17 protein-coding genes are annotated in these 18,786 nt (G+C 60.7%); 14 read left to right on the forward strand and 3 right to left on the reverse strand.

Annotated features, from left to right (window positions below; translation table 11 throughout):
- Positions 1 to 112: 112 nt before the first annotated feature.
- The 10 genes from BN1128_RS00875 to BN1128_RS00920 all read left to right on the forward strand — a co-directional run bounded on the left by BN1128_RS00875 (position 113) and on the right by BN1128_RS00920 (position 10,783).
- Entirely contained in the window at positions 113 to 1,624 is a 1,512-nt protein-coding gene (locus BN1128_RS00875) for an NAD(P)H-hydrate dehydratase (protein ID WP_042865702.1), read from the forward strand.
- Positions 1,625 to 1,632: 8 nt separating this feature from the next.
- Entirely contained in the window at positions 1,633 to 2,106 is a 474-nt protein-coding gene (gene tsaE / locus BN1128_RS00880) for a tRNA (adenosine(37)-N6)-threonylcarbamoyltransferase complex ATPase subunit type 1 TsaE (protein WP_042865703.1), read from the forward strand.
- Positions 2,097 to 3,656 (forward strand): N-acetylmuramoyl-L-alanine amidase, encoded by a 1,560-nt coding sequence (locus BN1128_RS00885; RefSeq protein ID WP_042865704.1) that lies wholly within the window; start codon positions 2,097 to 2,099, stop codon positions 3,654 to 3,656. Before tsaE ends, BN1128_RS00885 begins: the two co-directional genes overlap by 10 nt.
- A 125-nt stretch (positions 3,657 to 3,781) precedes the next feature.
- Positions 3,782 to 5,665: a DNA mismatch repair endonuclease MutL gene (gene mutL / locus BN1128_RS00890; RefSeq protein ID WP_042865705.1), complete on the forward strand. Its 1,884-nt coding sequence runs from the start codon at positions 3,782 to 3,784 to the stop codon at positions 5,663 to 5,665.
- Positions 5,666 to 5,762: 97 nt separating this feature from the next.
- On the forward strand, positions 5,763 to 6,680 hold the full coding sequence (gene miaA, locus BN1128_RS00895) for a tRNA (adenosine(37)-N6)-dimethylallyltransferase MiaA (protein ID WP_082030309.1): 918 nt from the start codon (positions 5,763 to 5,765) through the stop codon (positions 6,678 to 6,680).
- 70 nt (positions 6,681 to 6,750) lie between these two features.
- Complete coding sequence (hfq, locus tag BN1128_RS00900) at positions 6,751 to 7,014, forward strand: RNA chaperone Hfq (RefSeq protein WP_005311664.1); 264 nt, start codon at positions 6,751 to 6,753, stop codon at positions 7,012 to 7,014.
- 63 nt (positions 7,015 to 7,077) lie between these two features.
- The gene (hflX, locus tag BN1128_RS00905) at positions 7,078 to 8,364 is read left to right on the forward strand and encodes a ribosome rescue GTPase HflX (protein ID WP_042865707.1); all 1,287 of its coding nucleotides are present in this window, start codon (positions 7,078 to 7,080) and stop codon (positions 8,362 to 8,364) included.
- A gap of 92 nt (positions 8,365 to 8,456) precedes the next feature.
- Positions 8,457 to 9,605: an FtsH protease activity modulator HflK gene (gene hflK / locus BN1128_RS00910; protein ID WP_042865717.1), complete on the forward strand. Its 1,149-nt coding sequence runs from the start codon at positions 8,457 to 8,459 to the stop codon at positions 9,603 to 9,605.
- A 3-nt stretch (positions 9,606 to 9,608) separates the two neighbouring features.
- Entirely contained in the window at positions 9,609 to 10,493 is an 885-nt protein-coding gene (gene hflC / locus BN1128_RS00915) for a protease modulator HflC (protein WP_042865708.1), read from the forward strand.
- 101 nt (positions 10,494 to 10,594) lie between these two features.
- Complete coding sequence (locus BN1128_RS00920; RefSeq protein ID WP_042865709.1) at positions 10,595 to 10,783, forward strand: DUF2065 domain-containing protein; 189 nt, start codon at positions 10,595 to 10,597, stop codon at positions 10,781 to 10,783.
- Between the two features lie 98 nt (positions 10,784 to 10,881).
- On the opposite strand, the gene ispB is transcribed toward BN1128_RS00920, so the two are convergent.
- Positions 10,882 to 11,853: an octaprenyl diphosphate synthase gene (gene ispB, locus BN1128_RS00925; protein ID WP_042865710.1), complete on the reverse strand. Its 972-nt coding sequence runs from the start codon at positions 11,851 to 11,853 to the stop codon at positions 10,882 to 10,884.
- Between the two features lie 242 nt (positions 11,854 to 12,095).
- On the opposite strand from ispB, the gene rplU reads away from it, so the two are divergent.
- The 4 genes from rplU to BN1128_RS00945 all read left to right on the forward strand — a co-directional run bounded on the left by rplU (position 12,096) and on the right by BN1128_RS00945 (position 16,303).
- Positions 12,096 to 12,407, forward strand: coding sequence for a 50S ribosomal protein L21 (gene rplU, locus BN1128_RS24235; RefSeq protein WP_005304210.1), 312 nt, complete (start codon positions 12,096 to 12,098; stop codon positions 12,405 to 12,407).
- Positions 12,408 to 12,425: 18 nt separating this feature from the next.
- The gene (gene rpmA, locus BN1128_RS00935) at positions 12,426 to 12,683 is read left to right on the forward strand and encodes a 50S ribosomal protein L27 (protein ID WP_005311678.1); all 258 of its coding nucleotides are present in this window, start codon (positions 12,426 to 12,428) and stop codon (positions 12,681 to 12,683) included.
- Between the two features lie 192 nt (positions 12,684 to 12,875).
- Positions 12,876 to 14,081: an Obg family GTPase CgtA gene (gene cgtA / locus BN1128_RS00940; protein ID WP_042865711.1), complete on the forward strand. Its 1,206-nt coding sequence runs from the start codon at positions 12,876 to 12,878 to the stop codon at positions 14,079 to 14,081.
- A gap of 527 nt (positions 14,082 to 14,608) precedes the next feature.
- Positions 14,609 to 16,303, forward strand: coding sequence for an AMP-binding protein (locus BN1128_RS00945; RefSeq protein WP_042865712.1), 1,695 nt, complete (start codon positions 14,609 to 14,611; stop codon positions 16,301 to 16,303).
- A gap of 60 nt (positions 16,304 to 16,363) precedes the next feature.
- Here BN1128_RS00945 and BN1128_RS00950 read toward each other — a convergent pair whose 3' ends face one another.
- Together BN1128_RS00950 and BN1128_RS00955 are read right to left on the reverse strand one after the other, a co-directional pair.
- A complete protein-coding gene (locus BN1128_RS00950; protein WP_042865713.1) occupies positions 16,364 to 16,714 on the reverse strand; it encodes a hypothetical protein in 351 nt (116 codons plus the stop codon).
- 133 nt (positions 16,715 to 16,847) lie between these two features.
- Positions 16,848 to 18,786: HD domain-containing phosphohydrolase (locus tag BN1128_RS00955; protein ID WP_042865714.1), on the reverse strand; the 1,939-nt coding region annotated here is incomplete at its 5' end.

Here is an 18,786-nt window from a genome sequence, read left to right on the forward strand (position 1 = left end):
CGAAAGGCTTGATGTCCTGGGTCAACCGGCAGTGAAAATCGGCTGTGGTCATGTCGCATCGGGTGCCCGGCGCGAGTCAGCCAGGGCCAATGGATGCAAGTCAGGAGCCGTCATGGTACAGGTCATCGGGGATGCTATCAGCGGGAAAGAGGTGCGCAGTTTACCACAATCACTGTGGCGGACTGAACAGATCCGCGCGCTGGAGCAGCGCTGGGCCGAGCGCGAAGGGCAGGAACTCTACGCCCTGATGGAGCGGGCCGGTGCGGCGCTGCGCACCTATGCCACCCACCATTGGCCGCAGAGCCGCAACTGGTGGATCTTCGTCGGCCCAGGCAACAACGGTGGGGACGGCTATGTGCTGGCTCGCCTCGCCAGTCAGATCGGTCTCGAGCCCCAGGTGATCGCCGCGAGGGACCCCGCCGAGCTGAAGGGGGATGCCAGGCGGGCCGCCGATGAGTGGCTGGCGCTGGGGGGGACTGTGCTGATGGCCGGCGCGAGCGAGCTTGATTCTCTGCCGCCGCCGGATCTGGTGATAGACGCCCTGCTCGGCACGGGTGTCCATACCCCCCTATCGCCGCCTCTGACAAAGATCGTCGCAACAATCAATAGCTTGGGAGCGCCGGTGTTGGCAGTGGATCTGCCCTCCGGCCTCAATGCCGATACCGGCTGCGCCATGGGGGCGCTGGTGCGTGCCAGCCGCACCCTCACCTTCATCGGCATCAAGCAGGGCATGCTTACCGGCGAAGGGGTGGATGGTGTCGGCCGGCTCGATTGCGATCCCCTCGGTGTCACGCCGGAGGCTGGCCTGCAAGCGGCGGCGGAGCGGATCGATTACCCCGGCCTCAAACACCTGCTGACGCCGCGCCAGCGCTCGGCCCACAAGGGTTCCCACGGCAAGGTGCTGCTGGTGGGGGGCAATGTGGGCATGCAGGGCGCCATAGTGCTGGCGGGTCTTGCCTGCCTGCGGGCAGGGGCCGGGCTGGTACGGGTATGTCAGCACCCGAGTCATGGTTCCGTCAGCCTTTATCAAGCCGAGTTGATGAATACGCAGGTCGATGCGGATGAGTGCTGGGCCTCGGTGCGACTGGTGGGGCCGGGACTCGGTCAGGACGAATGGGGTCGCCGCCATTTTGAGTCCTTGGTCAATGAGGGAACACAGCTGGTATTGGACGCCGATGGATTGAATTGGCTGGCGCAATGTCACCGTCATCAGGATAATTGGGTGCTTACGCCTCACCCGGGTGAGGCGGCCCGCCTGCTGGGCTGCTCCATTGCCGAGATTGCAGCAGATCGTTTTGCCGCCGTGCGGCGCTTGCAGCACGTTTTTGGCGGTGTCGTGCTGCTCAAGGGGGCGGGAACGCTCATCTGTGACGGCAAGGGGATAGCGCTCTGTGACGAGGGCAATCCCGGCATGGCAAGTGGCGGCATGGGCGATCTGTTATCTGGTATAATCGCCGCCCTTTTGGCCCAGGGCTGGTCTGCCGTCGAGGCAACCCGGCTGGGTACAGTGATCCACGGGGAAGCGGCCGATCTGGCCGCCGCAGACGGAGAGCGGGGCATGCTGGCATCAGACCTGCTGCCTTTTATCCGTCGACTGGTTAATCCCGACACCATAACAAGTTAAAGAAGAACATGGCAAAACAGTTGATGATGACACTGCCGGACGAGGCAGCAACAGTGGCACTGGGTGGCCGTCTGGCACACGCCTGCCAGCAGGCGACCACGGTGTTCTTGCACGGTTCCCTCGGAGCCGGAAAAACCACCCTGACCCGTGGTTGGGTGCAGGGGCTGGGCCATCAGGGCAAGGTCAAGAGCCCGACCTACACCCTGGTCGAGCCCTATGAACTGGCCGAGTGGCAGGTTTACCACTTCGATCTCTACCGCCTGGCCGATCCGGAAGAGCTGGAGTTCATGGGCATTCGGGACTACTTTGCCGCCAATACCCTCTGTCTGGTGGAGTGGCCTGAAAAGGGTGAAGGCTGGCTGCCGGCGCCCGATCTGGACATCACCCTGACTTATGTAAACGAGCAGCGTGAGGCTCTGATAGAGGCTCGCACTGCGATTGGCGAAGCCATTCTGGAACGGTTGTCATCTACGTGCGCTTGATCCTTGTTATTGCCCTCTCTCTGATGGCCTTACCCTCCTGGGCGAATCAGCTCAAGAGTGTGCGGGTGTGGCCATCGCCGGATAACACCCGGGTGGTGCTCGACATGAGCAGCGCCCCCAATTACAACTACTTTACCCTGACCGGCCCGGATCGGCTGGTGATCGACCTCAAAGGGGCGAACAACGTCACCAATCTGGCCCGCATCGAGAACAACAGCGAGCTGGTGCGCAAGATCCGCGAGAGCTCGCCGTTGGAAAAGGGCGGCCTGCGGCTGGTGATGGACTTGAGCTCCACCATCAAGCCTGTGGTCTTCCCGCTGGCCCCGGCTGGCCCCTATGGTCACCGGCTGGTGATCGACCTGCCTTATGAAGAGAAAGCCTCCGCCGCCGTGCAGGCTGCTCCTGTGGGCGGCAAAGGTAGAGGGGTGGTGATCGCCATAGACCCGGGCCATGGCGGGGAAGATCCGGGCTCCATAGGTCCGCGCCGTACTTATGAGAAGCGGGTCACCCTGGCTGTCTCCCAGAAGCTGGCGGCACTCATCGACAGGGAACCCGGGATGCGCGCTGTGCTGACCCGTCGTGGCGACTATTTCGTCGATTTGAACAAGCGCTCCGAGATAGCCCGCAAGGCCAAGGCCGACCTGCTGGTGTCGGTACACGCGGACAGTTTCCATAATTCCACCCCGCGCGGTGCCTCTGTCTGGGTGCTGTCGACCAACCGTGCCAATCGCGAGATGGGCAGCTGGCTGGAGAAGCAGGAGAAACAGGGCGAACTGCTGGGTGGGGTGGGCAAGGTATTGGCTGAGTCCGATCCCAATCCCTATCTGGCGCAGACCTTCCTCGATCTCTCCATGGACAAGTCCCGCGCCGAGGGATACGACGTCAGCCGCCAGATCCTGCGCTCCATGGGCAAGGTGGCCAGGTTGCACAAGAAGGCGCCGGAGCATGCCAGTCTGGCGGTGCTGAAAGCGCCTGATATTCCCTCCGTGCTGGTGGAGACAGGCTTCATCTCCAACCATGCGGAGGAGAAGCTGCTGGCTACCCCTGCCTATCAGGATAAGCTGGCTCGCGCCATCTTCGAAGGCATCCGTAACTACTACCGTGCCCACCCGACCAAGGGCGCCATGCTGACCGGCAAGGGGCAGACCAGCAAGCCAGCTGCGGTCAGCAGACCCGTAGCGGTGAGCAAGCCTGCCGCCGTCAGCAAACCGGCGCAGGTGCAGTCGCAGCCCGTGGTGACCAACCGGATGTCGGCCACGGAGCCAAACCGCAGCAGCGATGGCGGCGCCCCTGTCAGCAGCGTCAGCAGCTCGTCCGGCGCCGGTGTGATCAAACCCTATGTGGTGGCTGCCAAGGAGCCGAGCGTGCCTGTCTCCAGCGTGCAAAGCAACGACAAGGCCAGGATGATCCGCCACGTGGTCACCCGCGGGCAGAGTCTATCTCGCCTCGCCGAGAAGTTCGGGGTGAGTCAGGCGCGGTTGGTGGAGATCAACAAACTCAAATCACGGGATATCCAGATAGGGCAGGTGCTCTATATCCCCCAGGAATAGCGACCGTGAGCGGCCGTTCCGCTCCCTGTTTTATCGCCTTTCCTGGCCAACCAGATTGTCGTAGGAGAGGGGAGGGCGCGGCCCTGCTGTCTGGATTCCGCAAGACTAAAGATCAGGAGCAAGCCATGCCGATCCGTATTTTACCGCCCATTCTGGCCAACCAGATTGCCGCAGGAGAGGTGGTGGAGCGGCCCTCTTCGGTCGTCAAGGAGCTGGTGGAAAACAGTCTGGACGCGGGGGCCGACCGGGTCGAGATCGACATCGACAAGGGGGGGGCGAAGCTGATCCGCATCCGTGACAACGGCTGCGGCGTCGCCAAAGACGAGCTGGTGCTGGCGTTGTCGCGCCACGCCACCTCCAAGGTGGCGACCCTGGATGATCTGGAAGGGATTTGCAGCCTGGGGTTTCGCGGCGAGGCGCTCGCCTCCATCAGCTCTGTCTCCCGTCTCACTTTTACCTCCCGCACCCTGGAGCAGTCCGAGGCCTGGCAAGCCCAGGCGGAAGGGCGCGAGATGCAGGTCACCGTCAAACCGGCGGCCCACCCGGTGGGCACCACAGTGGAAGTGGTGGATCTCTTCTTCAATACGCCCGCGCGGCGCAAGTTCATGCGCAGTGAAAAGACCGAATTTGCCCACATCGACGAGCTGGTGCGCCGCATCGCGCTCTCCCGTTTCGATGTCACCCTGATCCTGCGCCACAACGGCAAGGTGATGCGCCAGTACAAGGCCGCCAATACGGTGCCTGAGCAGGAGCGCCGCCTGGCCGCCGTCTGTGGCACCCCCTTCATGCACCATGCGCTGGCGGTGGAAAGCGAGCACAGCGACGTGCGGCTGTGGGGCTGGCTGGCGACCCCGGAGGGGGCCAGACCGCAGAACGATCTGCAATACACCTATGTGAACGGTCGCATGATGCGCGACAAGCTCATCAATCACGCCATTCGCCAGGCCTATGACGAGCTGCTGCCCGCCGACCGCTTCGCCGCCTATGTGCTCTATATCGAGCTGGATCCCCACCAGGTGGATGTGAATGTCCATCCGGCCAAGCATGAGGTGCGCTTCCATCAGGCGCGGCTGATCCACGACTTTATCTTTCAGGCACTCTTTACCGCCCTGCACCGGGAGGCTGCCGCCAGAGCCGAACAGGGCGAGCCGCTGGCCGAGACCCTGGTCGAGCTGCCGGTCAGCGGGCAGATTGAATACCCGGGACAGGCGCCCCGTCCCGAGTGGTATGGCGCCGAGCACAACTATCGGGCGCCGGCCTCACCGGGTGAAGTGCGAGAAGGGGGGGCGGTTCGCGCCGGCAACTATCAGCCGCCCGAGCCCCCCAGCCGGGATGCGATGCGTGGCATGGGCGCGCTGCTCACCACCTTGCCCGGTGCTGTGCCCGCGTCTGGCGTACCCGCTACCTCGGCGGTGACCGCCAACGCAGCCGTTCAGGCTGCGCCCGGCGTCTGGCGGGCGCTCACCCTGGTGGAGCAGGCCTACCTGCTGCTGGCGCGAGACGGCCAGCTGGCACTGCTCTCGCTGGTGCGGGCCGAGCGCCTGCTGCTGCGCAACTGGCTGCTGGAGGCCTGGGGGCAGGGACTGGCGGCGCAACCCTTGCTGCTGCCGGTCTCCTTCAAGTTGCCCAAGAACCTGATAGCGCTGGTTGAAGAGCAGGAACGTTTGCTCAAACGCATGGGGCTGGAGTTGAAAAACGGGGGGCGCGACACCATGATCCTGACTCGGGTGCCAGCCTTGCTGCGCCAGACCGATCTGGTGCGGTTATTACCCGAATTGTTGCAAATTATCGAGAGCGGATCTGACAGTGATGCGAGCCAGCTGGCTGAAGTATTATGCCAATGGCTGGTGGAGCAGGGGATAAGCCGCGAAAAAGTATATGATTTTTCAACTGCCAGTCGTTTGCTGACGGAACTTGTGACCGATTTCAGTGACCAACTGGCAGACACGCGCATGGTGCGCCCTGTGTCGTTGACGAGCGTGCTGGCCGAGTTTGCCGATGGCAACTGAGGGGCGGGATGACCGCCTCTTCGACCAATAGACAAGTTTTTGCAGGTGCGCCCGCTCTGGTGGCGACCATGCAAGGGGAGTTTTTCACGTGGCTGACTTGCCGACTGCAATTTTTCTGATGGGGCCGACGGCCTCCGGCAAGACGGATCTCGCCATCAATCTGTGTCAGGCCCTGCCCTGCGACATCATCAGCGTGGACTCTGCGCTCATCTATCGCGGCATGGACATAGGCACCGCCAAGCCGACTGCCGACGAGCTGGCCCTGGCTCCCCACAAGCTGATCGACATGCTCGATCCTGCCTTGAGCTATTCGGCGGCGGATTTTTGCCGCGATGCCTTGCGGGAGATGGACGACATAGTCGCCCGTGGCCGCATTCCACTGCTGGTGGGCGGCACCATGCTCTATTTCAAGGCGCTGCTGGAGGGGCTCTCGCCGCTGCCCTCCGCCGACCCCGCCATTCGGGCCGGCATTGAGGAAGAGGCGGCCCGCCTCGGCTGGCAGGCGCTGCACGAAGAGCTGGTGCGCATCGACCCGGTGGCCGGTGCGCGCATCCATCCCAATGACCCGCAGCGCCTGAGTCGGGCACTCGAGGTCTATCGCATCAGTGGCAAGACGCTCACCGAGCTGACCCAGGTGCAGGGGGCGGGACTGCCGTATCGGGTGCATCAATTTGCCATAGCCCCAAGCGATCGCGCCCTGTTGCACCAGCGTATCGAACAGCGCTTTGACAAGATGTTGCAAAGCGGGTTCGAACAAGAGGTCAGGGCGCTCTATGAGCGGGGCGATCTCACCCCCGACCTGCCCGCTATTCGCTGCGTTGGCTACCGCCAAATGTGGGACTACCTGGCAGGGGAAGTGGAGTATGATGAGATGCGCTATCGTGGAATTGTTGCCACCCGCCAGTTGGCCAAGCGTCAAATGACCTGGTTGCGCGGTTGGCCTGAAGTCACCTGGTTGGAATCTGGTGAGTCTGGCAATCTGGCAAGGGTCGTTGCCCGCGCCGGAGTGGCTTGACACTCCTGTATAATCAGGTTGTTATATTGATATCCGGTGTTTAAAAACAACAAACTATAAGGAAAAGAAGATGGCTAAGGGGCAATCTCTCCAAGACCCGTTTTTGAATGCGCTGCGCCGTGAGCGGATTCCTGTTTCTATCTATTTGGTGAACGGCATCAAACTGCAGGGTCAGATCGAATCGTTTGACCAGTTTGTCATTTTGCTGAAGAACACCGTGAGCCAGATGGTCTACAAGCACGCCATTTCCACCGTGGTGCCGGCCCGTGCCGTCAACCATCACCAGCACGTCCCTGGCGCAGCTGGCGAAGAACAGGGTGAAGCCGAGGCGTGATATCCCGAGGCGAGACGACTCGCCAACCCAGATTCATCATGATTCCTGTCAAGGAGCAAGCGCTTGTTTGACCGTTATGAAGCCGGCGAACAGGCCGTTCTGGTACATGTCAACTTCAGCGATGAGGGGGAGCGGGAGGATCTGGAAGAGCTCAAGATGTTGGTGAGCTCGGCCGGGGTCAATGCGTTGGGGGTGGTTACCACCAACCGCAGCGCACCCAGCGCCAAGTTTTTTGTCGGCAGCGGCAAGGCTGAAGAGATTGCGTCCCAGGTGCAGATGCTGGGCGCAGACGTGGTGATCTTCAACCATGCCCTGACTCCTGCCCAGGAGCGTAACCTGGAACGCCTGTTCCAGTGTCGGGTCGTGGACAGAACCGGCCTGATCCTGGATATCTTTGCCCAGCGCGCCCGTACCCACGAAGGCAAGTTGCAGGTCGAACTGGCCCAGTTACGCCATCTTTCTACTCGCCTGGTGCGAGGCTGGACCCACCTTGAGCGTCAGAAGGGCGGGATCGGTCTGCGCGGCCCGGGCGAAACCCAGCTGGAAACCGACCGCCGCCTGTTGCGTGAACGCATCAAGGCGATTTTGCGTCGGCTCGACAAAGTGGCCAAACAGCGGGAGCAGGGCCGTCGCGCCCGCAACCGCAATGAGGTGCCGACCGTTTCACTGGTGGGTTACACCAACGCCGGAAAGTCCACTTTGTTCAACCAACTTACAGCTGCCAGCGTGTATGCTGCCGACCAATTGTTCGCAACACTGGATCCCACCCTGCGTAAATTGGTGATCCGGGATGTGGGTGATGTGATCTTGGCGGATACAGTTGGATTTATTCGACACTTGCCCCATGATCTGGTCGCGGCCTTCAAGGCGACGTTGCAAGAGACCCGTGAAGCGGACTTGCTGCTGCACCTGGTGGACTGTGCCGATGAGCAGATGCAGGAAAATATCGATTCGGTGCAGCAGGTATTGGCCGAGATTGAGGCCGACGACCGACCCCAGCTGATGATCTGCAACAAGATAGACAAGCTGGCCGATCGTCCGGCGGGTCTGGAGCGGGATGATGAGGGGCGCCCGGTGCGGCTCTGGTTGTCTGCCCAGACAGGTGAAGGCTGTGAATACCTGTTTACGGCCCTGACCGAGTTGCTGGCCGGCTCCATGGTGCATCACACCCTGCAGTTGCCCCCTTCGGCCGCCAGATTGCGCAGTGCACTCTATCGTCTGAAAGGCATTGAGCAGGAAGGTTTCAGCGAGGAGGGGGATTTTGTGCTGCAAGTTCGCCTGCAACTGGCCGATTGGAACCGCCTCGTGAAACAGGAAGGCGAGAATTTACAACGCTTTATCAGGCATTGATTCGTCGATGAAGATGAATGCTTACAGGCTTCATCAATGATTGATGGCCAGATAGAGTTGATATCCATCCGCTTGTATTAATGGAGATGCTGATGGCTTGGAATGAGCCTGGAAACAACGGCAAAGACCGTGACCCTTGGGGGAACAACGGCAAGAATCAGGGACCCCCTGATCTGGACGAGATGTTGCGCAAGGTAAGCCGCCGTTTTGGTGGTTTGCTGGGTGGTGGCAAGTCAGGTGGCGAGATAGGCCGTTTTGGTCTCTCTATCGCACTGGTCGTGGCCGTGGTGGTGTGGGTCGTCAGCGGCTTCTACACCATTCGCGAAGCCGAACGGGGCGTGGTGCTGCGTTTTGGGGAGTATTCCCATAACGTGGATCCGGGCCTGCGCTGGAAACCGACCTTCATCGACCGGGTGATCCCGGTGGACGTCGAGTCTGTACGCTCCCTGCCGGCCTCCGGCTTCATGTTGACCCAGGACGAGAACGTGGTGCGGGTCGAGATGGACGTGCAGTATCGCGTGGTCGATCCCGAGCAGTACCTGTTCAGCGTCACCAATGCTGACGAGAGTCTGGGTCAGGCCACCGACAGCGCCCTGCGCTATGTGGTGGGTCACACCCGGATGGACGATGTGCTGACCACGGGTCGGGAAAAGGTCCGTCAGGAAACCTGGCAGGTGATCGACAGTATCGTGGAGCCGTATCACATGGGTCTGCAGATCGTCGACGTCAACTTCCTGCCGGCACGTCCGCCGGAAGAGGTGAAAGACGCCTTCGATGATGCCATCTCCGCCCAGGAAGATGAGCAGCGCTTCATTCGTGAAGCGGAAGCCTATGCCCGTGAAGTGGAGCCAAAGGCTCGCGGTTCGGTCAAGCGTCTGGAACAGGAAGCTGAAGGTTACAAGTCCCAGATAGTGCTGAAGGCCAAAGGTGAAGTGGCTCGCTTCAACGAGTTGCTGCCCCAGTATCAGGCCGCGCCCGAGTTGACTCGCGAGCGTATCTACCTGGAAACCATGGAAGAGCTTTATCAACAGGCCAACAAGGTGTTGGTGGACATGCCTGCTGGCAACAACAGCATGATCTATCTGCCGCTCGACAAGCTGTCTGGCAAGGCGAATGCGGTACAACCGGCTCGTCCGGCTGGCACGCCGGTAGTTGAATCGACCACGCCGTCCAACGAAGGGGCCAACTCCACACCGACCCCGCTGCGCAGCGGTGACCGTTTCAGCTCAGGGAGAAACTAATAGATGAAAAAAATAGCTATTGGTGTCATCGCTGTGGCCGCCATGGTCTGCTTCTCCTCCGTCTTCATCATTGATGAAGGCCAGAAGGGCATAGTGGTGCAGTTTGGCAAGGTGAAGCGGGTTGAATCCGGCGAGCCACGGCTCTATGAGCCTGGTTTGCACTTCAAGGTGCCGCTCATCGATCAGGTTCGCAAGATGGATGCCCGTATCCAGACCCTGGAAGGCCAGGCGGATCGCTTCGTCACCTCGGAGAAGAAAGACCTCATCATCGACTCCTACGTGAAGTGGAAGATCGAGGACTTCTCCAAGTACTACCTGGCAACGGGTGGTGGCAACAAGATCCAGGCCGAAGACCTGCTCAAGCGCAAGATCAACAACGGTCTGCGTTCCGAGATCGGTAACCGCACCATCAAGGACATAGTCTCTGGTGAGCGCAGTACCGTGATGGAAGATGCCCTGATGAAGATGGCGCGCTCCTCCGAGCTCGGCATCAAGGTGGTCGATGTGCGGATCAAGCAGATCAACCTGCCGGTGGAAGTTTCCAGCTCCATCTATCAGCGGATGCGTGCCGAGCGGACTGCAGTAGCTCGTGAGCATCGCTCCCAGGGCCGCGAGCAGGCCGAAATCCTGCGCGCCGACATTGACCGCAAGGTGACCGTCATGATCGCCGACGCCGAGAGTAATGCGCGTCAGTTGCGTGGTGAAGGGGATGCCGAAGCCGCCAAGATCTATGCCGACAGCTACAAGAAAGACCCCGAGTTTTTCAGCTTCGTGCGTAGCATGGAGGCCTATCGCAAGAGTTTTGCCGGTGGCAACGACCTGATGGTGCTCAAACCAGACAGCGAGTTCTTCCGCTACCTCAAGTCTCCTCACGGCACCAAGCAGTAAGAGACAAGCAATAAGACCAAAGGGCCTGATGATTCAGGCCCTTTTGCTTTATGGTGCCAGACCCCGCCGATACGGGCGGTTTTTTTGTGCAAGGAGCTGGAATGCTGACATCCATCTTGATGGGATTGGGGCTGCTATTGCTGTTTGAAGGGCTTGGCCCCCTGCTGATGCCGAAGGCCTGGCAGCAAATGCTGCGGCTGCTCAGTGATCAACCACCCGAGCAGCTGCGCCGCATCGGTGGCTCGCTGGTGGTGGCGGGCGTCGTGATCCTCTGGATGCTGAGCCATTGAGCCATTGAGCCATCTGGCTCAGGCTATCAGCAAAGTGCAGACAATAAAAAAGAGGCCCCAGGGCCTCTTTTTTCATCCAGCAAGCAGGAGTTGTTGACTCAGGCGCTGCGCTGTACCGCCATCTGGGCCAGGGTTTCCAGCGCCTGCTTGTGCTGGGAGTCCGGCAGGACGGCGAGCGCTGCGATGGCCTTGTCGGCCTCTTGCCGGGCCCGCATGCGGGAGTACTCCAGTGCACCAGTGCGATCCAGAATGGCCAGGATCTGGTCGAGATGCTCCATGCCGTTGCGGTGCTCTATGGCATCGCGTACCAGCTGGCGCTCCTCTGGCGAGCCCACTTCCATGGCTCGCAGCAGCGGCAGGGTGGGCTTGCCTTCGGCCAGATCGTCACCGACGTTCTTGCCCATATCGTCGCTTTGGGAGCAGTAGTCCATCACGTCGTCGATGATCTGGAAGGCGGTACCCAGATACTTGCCGTAGTCGGTCATGGCCTGCTCGACGGGCTCGGGTTGATGGGTCAGCACGGCGGCAAGGCGGGTAGCGGCCTCGAACAGCTTGGCGGTCTTGCAGTAGATGACCGTCATGTAGCTCTGTTCCGTGGTGTCCGGATCGTTGCAGTTCATCAGCTGCAACACTTCCCCCTCGGCGATGGTGTTGGTGGCATCCGACAGTATCTCCATCACCTTGAGGTTGGAGAGTTCGCTCATCATCTGGAAGGAGCGGCTGTAGAGATAGTCGCCCACCAGCACGCTGGCAGCATTGCCAAACAGGGCGTTGGCGGTTTCCCGGCCGCGGCGCAGGTCGGATTCGTCGACCACGTCGTCGTGCAGCAGGGTAGAGGTGTGAATGAATTCTATGATTGCGGCGAGTTTGAGATGATCCTGACCTTCGTATCCCAGTGCGCGGGCGGCCATCACTGTCAACATGGGGCGCATCCGTTTCCCGCCTGCACTGACAATATAGAAACCCAGCTGGTTGATCAGGCTGACATCGGATTGAAGTCTCGCCAGGATCAGTTCATTGACCGCCGTCATGTCGGCGGCACAGAGCGCACGGATAGTCTGTTGGTCCATAAGTCTCGTAACGTGACGGCAGCAATAACTGCGGTTTTAGCAATGGCGGGGATTCTACACGATTTCACAATGGGTTACAGTTAAGCGTTTATTCACGGCGGCAGATATGCGCACAAAATAAACTTTTTGCTAAATTGGCCTTGCCTGAGCAAATCGATTTGCGTAGAATGCCGGCCCATTGTTATAGGTTTTTGCGCGTGTCTGGCCTTGAGCAAAAGACACGCCTTTACGGAGTTAATCAAATGTACGCGGTATTCCAAAGCGGCGGAAAACAACACCGTGTGGCCGAAGGTCAAATCGTTCGTCTGGAAAAGCTGAACGTTGAGACTGGCGCTACCATCGACTTCAACGAAGTTCTGATGGTTGCTGCAGGCGACACTTTTAAAGTAGGTGCTCCTTTCGTTGAAGGTGGCAAGGTTGTAGCTGAAGTTGTGGCTCACGGCCGTGGCGAGAAAGTGACTATCGTCAAGTTCCGTCGTCGTAAGCACCATCGTAAGCAAGCGGGCCACCGTCAGTGGTTCACTGAAGTCAAAATCACTGGCATCAGCGCTTAATTTAGAGGAGTCCGATAGATGGCACACAAAAAAGCTGGCGGTTCATCCCGCAACGGTCGCGATTCTGAAGCTAAACGCCTTGGCGTTAAGCGTTTCGGCGGCGAAACAGTTCTGGCAGGCAGCATCATCGTTCGTCAACGTGGTACCAAGTTCCACGCTGGCACCAACGTTGGTCTGGGCACCGATCACACCCTGTACGCGAAAGCGACTGGCAAGATCCTGTTCGAAGTTAAAGGTCCGCTGAATCGTAAGTACGTTAGCATAGTTGCTGAGTAATTACGGACCGCAAGGATCCGAAGCCCCGCCAACAGGCGGGGCTTTTGTTTTTCTGACGCAGTTTACGAAAAAACGGAACGCAGATGTGCCTGGTGTTGCGCGAGGCATTCATCGCTAAGATGCGTATCGCCCGCAGGGGCCTGTACCACTATAATTGCGTATCGGTTTTTCGAATTAAGGTGACGGTTACCTATGAAGTTTGTTGATGAAGTCCAGATTCGAGTCGATGCCGGTGACGGTGGTAACGGTTGTGTCAGTTTTCGCCGGGAGTTGTATATTCCCAACGGTGGTCCGGATGGCGGAGACGGTGGCGATGGCGGCGATGTCTATCTGATTGCCGACGAAAACCTGAACACCCTGATCGATTACCGTTTCGAACGTTTCCATGCGGCCGAGCGCGGTGAAAATGGTCGCAGTGCCAACTGTACTGGTCATCGTGGCAAAGACAAGGTGCTACGTGTTCCTGTCGGAACCCGCGCCAGTGATGAAGATACCGGTGAGCGACTGGGCGACTTGACCACTCATGGTCAGAAGTTGATGGTTGCCAAGGGTGGTTTCCACGGTCTGGGCAACACCCGCTTCAAGAGCTCCGTCAACCGGGCGCCGCGCCAGAAGAGCAGCGGTACGCCGGGTGAAGTACGTACCCTGAAGCTGGAACTGCTGCTGCTGGCCGACGTCGGCATGCTGGGTCTGCCCAACGCGGGCAAGTCCACCTTTATCCGCGCAGTGTCTGCTGCCAGACCCAAGGTGGCTGATTACCCCTTCACCACCCTGGTGCCCAACCTGGGCGTGGTGCGTGGCGAGAACTCCCGCTCCTTCGTGATCGCCGACATTCCGGGTCTGATCGAGGGTGCCGCTGAAGGTGCCGGTCTGGGGATCCGCTTCCTCAAGCACCTGGAACGTTGCCGCGTGCTGCTCCACCTGGTGGATATCTGCCCGGTAGATGGCTCCGATCCGGCCGTGAATGCCGTGACTATCGTCAAGGAGCTGGAAAAATACAGCCCCGAGCTGGCGGGCAAGCCGCGCTGGCTGGTCTTCAACAAGATGGATCTGATCCTGGAAGAGGAAGCGGTCGAGGTGATGGAGCGCGTCAAGGCTGCGCTGGCATACGAAGGCCCTGTCTACCAGATCACTGCCATCAGCAAGGAAGGCACCAAGAAGGTGTGCTACGACATCCTGGATCTGCTGGATACCATGCCGCGCACACTGGTCGAAGATGCCAAGGATGCCATCGAGAAGGTGGAGTTCAAGTGGGACGATTACCACAAGAACCAGCTGGCCCAGGCCGAAGCAGAGGCCGCAGCGGCTTCCCTGGCCTTCGATGCGACCCTCGACGATGACGACGACTGGGATGATGACGAAGAGGATGGCGTTGAAGTCATCTATGTTCGTGACTGATCACTCGGTCCTGGCTGATCGGGGTGGCATCTTTGCCCATCGATGAGAAAAACCGGAGTCTGGCAACAGACTCCGGTTTTTTTATGGCGCCCATCCGGGCTGGCGTGGTCACCATATAGAGATATTTCTTATGTCATCAGGAAGAAGAATGCCCATGCCGATGGCACTCCCCTGTGCCGCCAGCAGGAGTCCGTATCTCATCGACACAGCGTGCTGAGCAGGGCGCCGAGAGCATGACGGATATGGGCGTGGTGGCGCGAGAAGGTGTGAAGAACGCACTCGACATTATGCTTGGCGTGTTCCGGTGGTTGCCCTGCTGACGGGCATCGCCGGTGTGGCGCAGCTGTTGTTCCAGGGCGTTGCCTTTAATGCAAAACGGTCAACCTGGGTTGGCCGTTTTTTGTGGTCGGTATTAGACCAAAGTGAGTCTTTGTAATGGCCTGCTTTTACATTAATGTAACAAGCTGAAAAAAGCGTGCCAGCCGAGCAGTAGGCAATTCAAATCGAACGTGGCCAGGAGTCACCCCATGACCTCACTGCTCAGCTACCGGGCCGGTCCCTGCGATCAGCCTCTGCTCCATCAGACCATAGGCGAATACCTGCAAGAGATAGCCGAACGCTTTCCCGATCGGCCCGCCGTTGTGGTGCGTCACCAGCAGATCCGCTGGAACTACCGTGAATACCTGACCCAGATAGACAGGTTGGCGCTGGGCTTGCTGGCGCTCGGCATCCAGCCGGGGGACAGGGTCGGCATCTGGTCGCCAAACAACATAGAGTGGTGCCTGGTGCAGTTCGCCACGGCCCGCATCGGCGCCATCATGGTCTGCATCAATCCCGCCTACCGCAGCTACGAGCTGGAGTTTGCCATCAACAACGTGGGCTGTCGTGCCCTCATCTGTGCCAGTGCCTTCAAGGGCAGCGACTACCTCGCCATGCTCAATGAGCTGGCCCCGGAACTGGCCAGTTCGCCGCCCGGGCAACTGATCAGCGCCCGCTTGCCGAGCCTGGCGATGGTGATCCGGCTCGGGAAGGAGGCCAGCGCCGGCATGCTCAACTTCGGTGCCGTGCTGGCGCTGGGGGACCAGCAGGATCCGGCCTGGCTGGCCCAGGTGGCAGCCGGCCTCAAGCCGGACGATGCCATCAACATCCAGTTCACCTCGGGCACCACGGGCAACCCCAAGGGCGCGACCTTGAGCCACGGCAACATACTCAACAACGGCCGCCAGGTGGCGCGGGGCATGGCGTTCAGCGAGCAGGACAGGCTCTGCATACCCGTGCCGCTCTATCATTGTTTTGGCATGGTGCTTGGCAATCTGGTGTGCATCAGCGTGGGGGCCTGCGCCCTGTTTCCATCGGAAGCGTTCGATCCTGTGGCGACCCTGCAGACGGTGAGCGAGGAGCGTTGCACCGCCTTGCATGGCGTGCCAACCATGTTTATCGCCGAGCTGGATCTACCCGGTTTTGGCGAGTTTGATCTCTCCTCTTTGCGCACCGGCATCATGGCAGGAGCTATCTGTCCGGAGCCCTTGATGCGCAAGGTGCAGACTCTGATGCACATGACAGAGGTGACCATCGCCTATGGTCAGACCGAGTGCAGCCCCATCAATCACATGACCGCCATTGATGCGCCGCTGGACAAGCGGGTCACCACGGTCGGCCGCGCCCTCGATCACACCGAGATCAAACTGGTTGACCCGAGTGGCGAAATGGTGGCCATCGGCGAGCGGGGCGAGATCTGCTGTCGCAGCAACGGGGTGATGCAGGGTTACTGGCAGGATCCTGCCAAGACGGCGGAGACCATAGACGAGGAAGGTTGGCTGCACTCGGGGGACATCGGTGTCATGGATGAAGAGGGCTATGTGCAGATCGTCGGGCGCAGCAAGGAGCTGATCATCCGTGGTGGCGAGAACATCTATCCGCGCGAGATAGAGGAGCGGCTCTACGACCATCCGGCGGTACAGGATGCGGCCGTGTTCGGGGTCGACAGCGAGCGCTATGGCGAGGAGGTGTGCGCCTGGGTCAAGCTGAGGCCGGATCAGATGGTCAGCGAGGAGGAGATCAAGCACTTCCTGTCGGCCCGCATCGCCTACTTCAAGGTACCAAGATACATACGTTTCGTGGAGGAGTACCCCATGACGGTGACCGGCAAGCTGCAGAAGTTCAAGATGCGAGAAGCCATGAGCCGCGAGCTGGCCCGCCAGCATGCCGAGGCGACGCGCTGAGGCGGTTCTGGCGCGATGAAAAAAGGGCCCTGCGGGCCCTTTTTCGTTGTCGGCGGCTTGCTAGCGCGGCGTGATGCTCACATCCGTGGGGCACTGAATGGTCAGCGAATGGACTGTACTGGCCATGCGATAAGGCTTGCCCGCCTTGTAGAGCTTCTTCTCTTCGTCATAGCTGCCCGTCGTGTACTGGGTGGAGTAGAGCGTCTGCTGACGGCGATCCGTCTCCTTGTAACCCTGTGGACAGGTCTGGTTGGCCTGATTGAAACAGGCCGCCATGCTGCTGCACTCGATATAGAAGCCGTGCTGGCTGGCATCGGCCAGGTGCACCGGGGTGACGGTGGGCGTGGGAGGCGACAACAGGGAGCAGCCGGACAGCGCCAGTGCGCCCAGCATGATGAGATGTTTTGACATGGATAACCTGAACAGTGTGGTGTGACAAAGAGTGAGGGGGAGTCTTTTGCTCCCCCTTCGCTATAGGGGCACAGTTATAACCAAGCCGGCGCGCTCAGACCAGCGCACAAATGTAAGAAAATATGATCCCGCCCTACGTCAGCGCGGCCAGCAGGGCATCGCTATCCACCTGGTCCAGCTGCTCCGGCGCCAGGAAACGCTCGGCATAGTCGCGCCAGATGCCGCTGCCGACAAACAGGGCAAACAGCGCCGGGTCTATGTGCTGCTCGCGCACCATGCTCTGCATGATGGCCAGCGACTGGGCCACCGTCTTGCCCGACTTGTAGGGGCGATCGCTGGCGGTCAGCGCCTCGAAGATGTCAGCGATGGCCATGATGCGGGCCGGAATACTCATCTGCTGCCCCAGCAGTTGGCGGGGGTAACCCTTGCCGTCCATGCGCTCATGGTGACCACCGGCGATCTCGGGCACGCTGCGCAGGTGGCGCGGGAAGGGGAGCCGCTCCAGCATGCGGATGGTCTGGATGATGTGCTCGTTGATCTTGTAGCGCTCCTCCTCGGTGAGGGTGCCGCGGCCTATGGCCAGGTTGTAGCGCTCTCCCCGGTTGTAGAGATGGGTGGGCACCTTGACCTTGAAACCCCAGGGGTTGTGCTCATCCAGGCGGTCGTGGACGGGGCGGGGAATGAGGTGGGCCGCCTTGTCGGCCAGCAGCGGCTCGGTGCAGGGCAGCGGCGCGGCGGGCTCGCTCTGGCGCAGCTTGAGCTCCTCCCGGCTGATGCCGAGTCTGTCATCCAGGGTGCGCAACCAGGTGCGGCTGGCGATGGCATCCAGCCGTGTCAGCTTCTCCGGCGCCATCCATTCGCCCCCCTTGTTGCACTCGGCGACGAAGGCAAACTCTTCGTCCAGGGTGCTCCAGAGCGGCGCCACCTCTGCTCTGGCCGCTTCTCGTTCTGATGCCGGCAGGCGGGCCGCCAGCGCCTCGATGTAACCGTCGCGCTTGAGCACCTCGAAGCGGGTGCGGATCTCGTGGATCCGATCGTAGAGGGTCTCCAGCTTGGTGGCCTTGTCGACCACGAACTCCGGCGTGGTGACCTTGCCGCAGTCGTGCAGCCAGCTCGCGATATGAATGGCCTCCCACTCCTCCTCATTGAGCCGAAAGTCGGCGAACGGGCCCTGCTGCTGGGCACAGGCCGCCTCGGTCAGCATCCGGGTCAGTTCGGGCACGCGCTGGCAGTGACCCCCTGTGTAGGGGCTCTTGGCATCGATCGCGCCGGCCATCAGCTCGATGAAGGACTCCAGCAGCTGTTTCTGCTCCTCCAGCAGCCGCTGGTTCTCGATGGCGGAAGCAGACGTGCCCGCCAGCGCCTCGATCAGGCTGATGCGCGAGGCCAGCTCGCGGGCGGAGCAGTCGGGCAGGATCAGCAGCAGGCAGCCGATCAGCTCCTGTCTATGGTTGCGCAGGGGTTCGGCCACCAGTTGGCAGGGGCCGGGGAAGGGGCCCCAGCTCGCCAGATGCTGCCGCCAGCCGCGTTCGTCGACGGCCAGGGTGAGCCGCTCTGTCTGGGCCAGCTTGCCGAGCAGCGCCTCCTGCCAGGGGACTTGCCCGGCAGGCAGGGTTTGCTGTCGCCAGCTCGCCTGTACCGCCACCATGCTCTGCTCCTGCGCCAGGTATAGGCAGCCCCCTTGGGCCTGTACCGCGGCTATGGTCTCGTGCAGTATGCGGCTGAGAAGGGAGTCGAAGCGGTGTTCGGCCGCCAGCGCCCGGCCCATGTTCATGAAGTTGCCCAGGGTCAGCCGCATGCCGGACATGGTTCGGGCCAGATCGTCGATCTCGCGGATCGCCGACTCAGGCACCCGGCTCTCGCCGAAGTCGAAGTGCTGGATCCGCTCCGCCTCCTGGGTCAGGGCCAGCAGCGGGGTGGCGGTACGGCGGGAGACCAGCCAGATCACCGGCAACAACAACAACAAGCCCGCCAGTGCCCAGCCGAGATTGACCAGTGCCTCGTCGCGGGCCTGCTGGTTGAGCAGATCGGCCGATACCAGCAGGGCGATGTGGAAGGGGGAGCCCTCGCCG

Origin of the sequence: Aeromonas piscicola, from assembly GCF_000820005.1 — a bacterium.
GTDB classification, from domain to species: domain Bacteria; phylum Pseudomonadota; class Gammaproteobacteria; order Enterobacterales; family Aeromonadaceae; genus Aeromonas; species Aeromonas piscicola.

Excerpts from the sequence above, each read along its gene's own strand:
- ispB (WP_042865710.1), bottom strand. The coding sequence starts at position 11,853 with ATGGACCAACAGACTATCCGTGCGCTCTGTGCCGCCGACATGACGGCG.
- hfq (WP_005311664.1), top strand. The coding sequence starts at position 6,751 with ATGGCTAAGGGGCAATCTCTCCAAGACCCGTTTTTGAATGCGCTGCGC.
- BN1128_RS00945 (WP_042865712.1), top strand. The coding sequence starts at position 14,609 with ATGACCTCACTGCTCAGCTACCGGGCCGGTCCCTGCGATCAGCCTCTG.
- BN1128_RS00875 (WP_042865702.1), top strand. The coding sequence starts at position 113 with ATGGTACAGGTCATCGGGGATGCTATCAGCGGGAAAGAGGTGCGCAGT.
- BN1128_RS00950 (WP_042865713.1), bottom strand. The coding sequence starts at position 16,714 with ATGTCAAAACATCTCATCATGCTGGGCGCACTGGCGCTGTCCGGCTGC.
- BN1128_RS00920 (WP_042865709.1), top strand. The coding sequence starts at position 10,595 with ATGCTGACATCCATCTTGATGGGATTGGGGCTGCTATTGCTGTTTGAA.
- rpmA (WP_005311678.1), top strand. The coding sequence starts at position 12,426 with ATGGCACACAAAAAAGCTGGCGGTTCATCCCGCAACGGTCGCGATTCT.
- rplU (WP_005304210.1), top strand. The coding sequence starts at position 12,096 with ATGTACGCGGTATTCCAAAGCGGCGGAAAACAACACCGTGTGGCCGAA.
- hflC (WP_042865708.1), top strand. The coding sequence starts at position 9,609 with ATGAAAAAAATAGCTATTGGTGTCATCGCTGTGGCCGCCATGGTCTGC.
- hflK (WP_042865717.1), top strand. The coding sequence starts at position 8,457 with ATGGCTTGGAATGAGCCTGGAAACAACGGCAAAGACCGTGACCCTTGG.
- cgtA (WP_042865711.1), top strand. The coding sequence starts at position 12,876 with ATGAAGTTTGTTGATGAAGTCCAGATTCGAGTCGATGCCGGTGACGGT.
- tsaE (WP_042865703.1), top strand. The coding sequence starts at position 1,633 with ATGGCAAAACAGTTGATGATGACACTGCCGGACGAGGCAGCAACAGTG.
- mutL (WP_042865705.1), top strand. The coding sequence starts at position 3,782 with ATGCCGATCCGTATTTTACCGCCCATTCTGGCCAACCAGATTGCCGCA.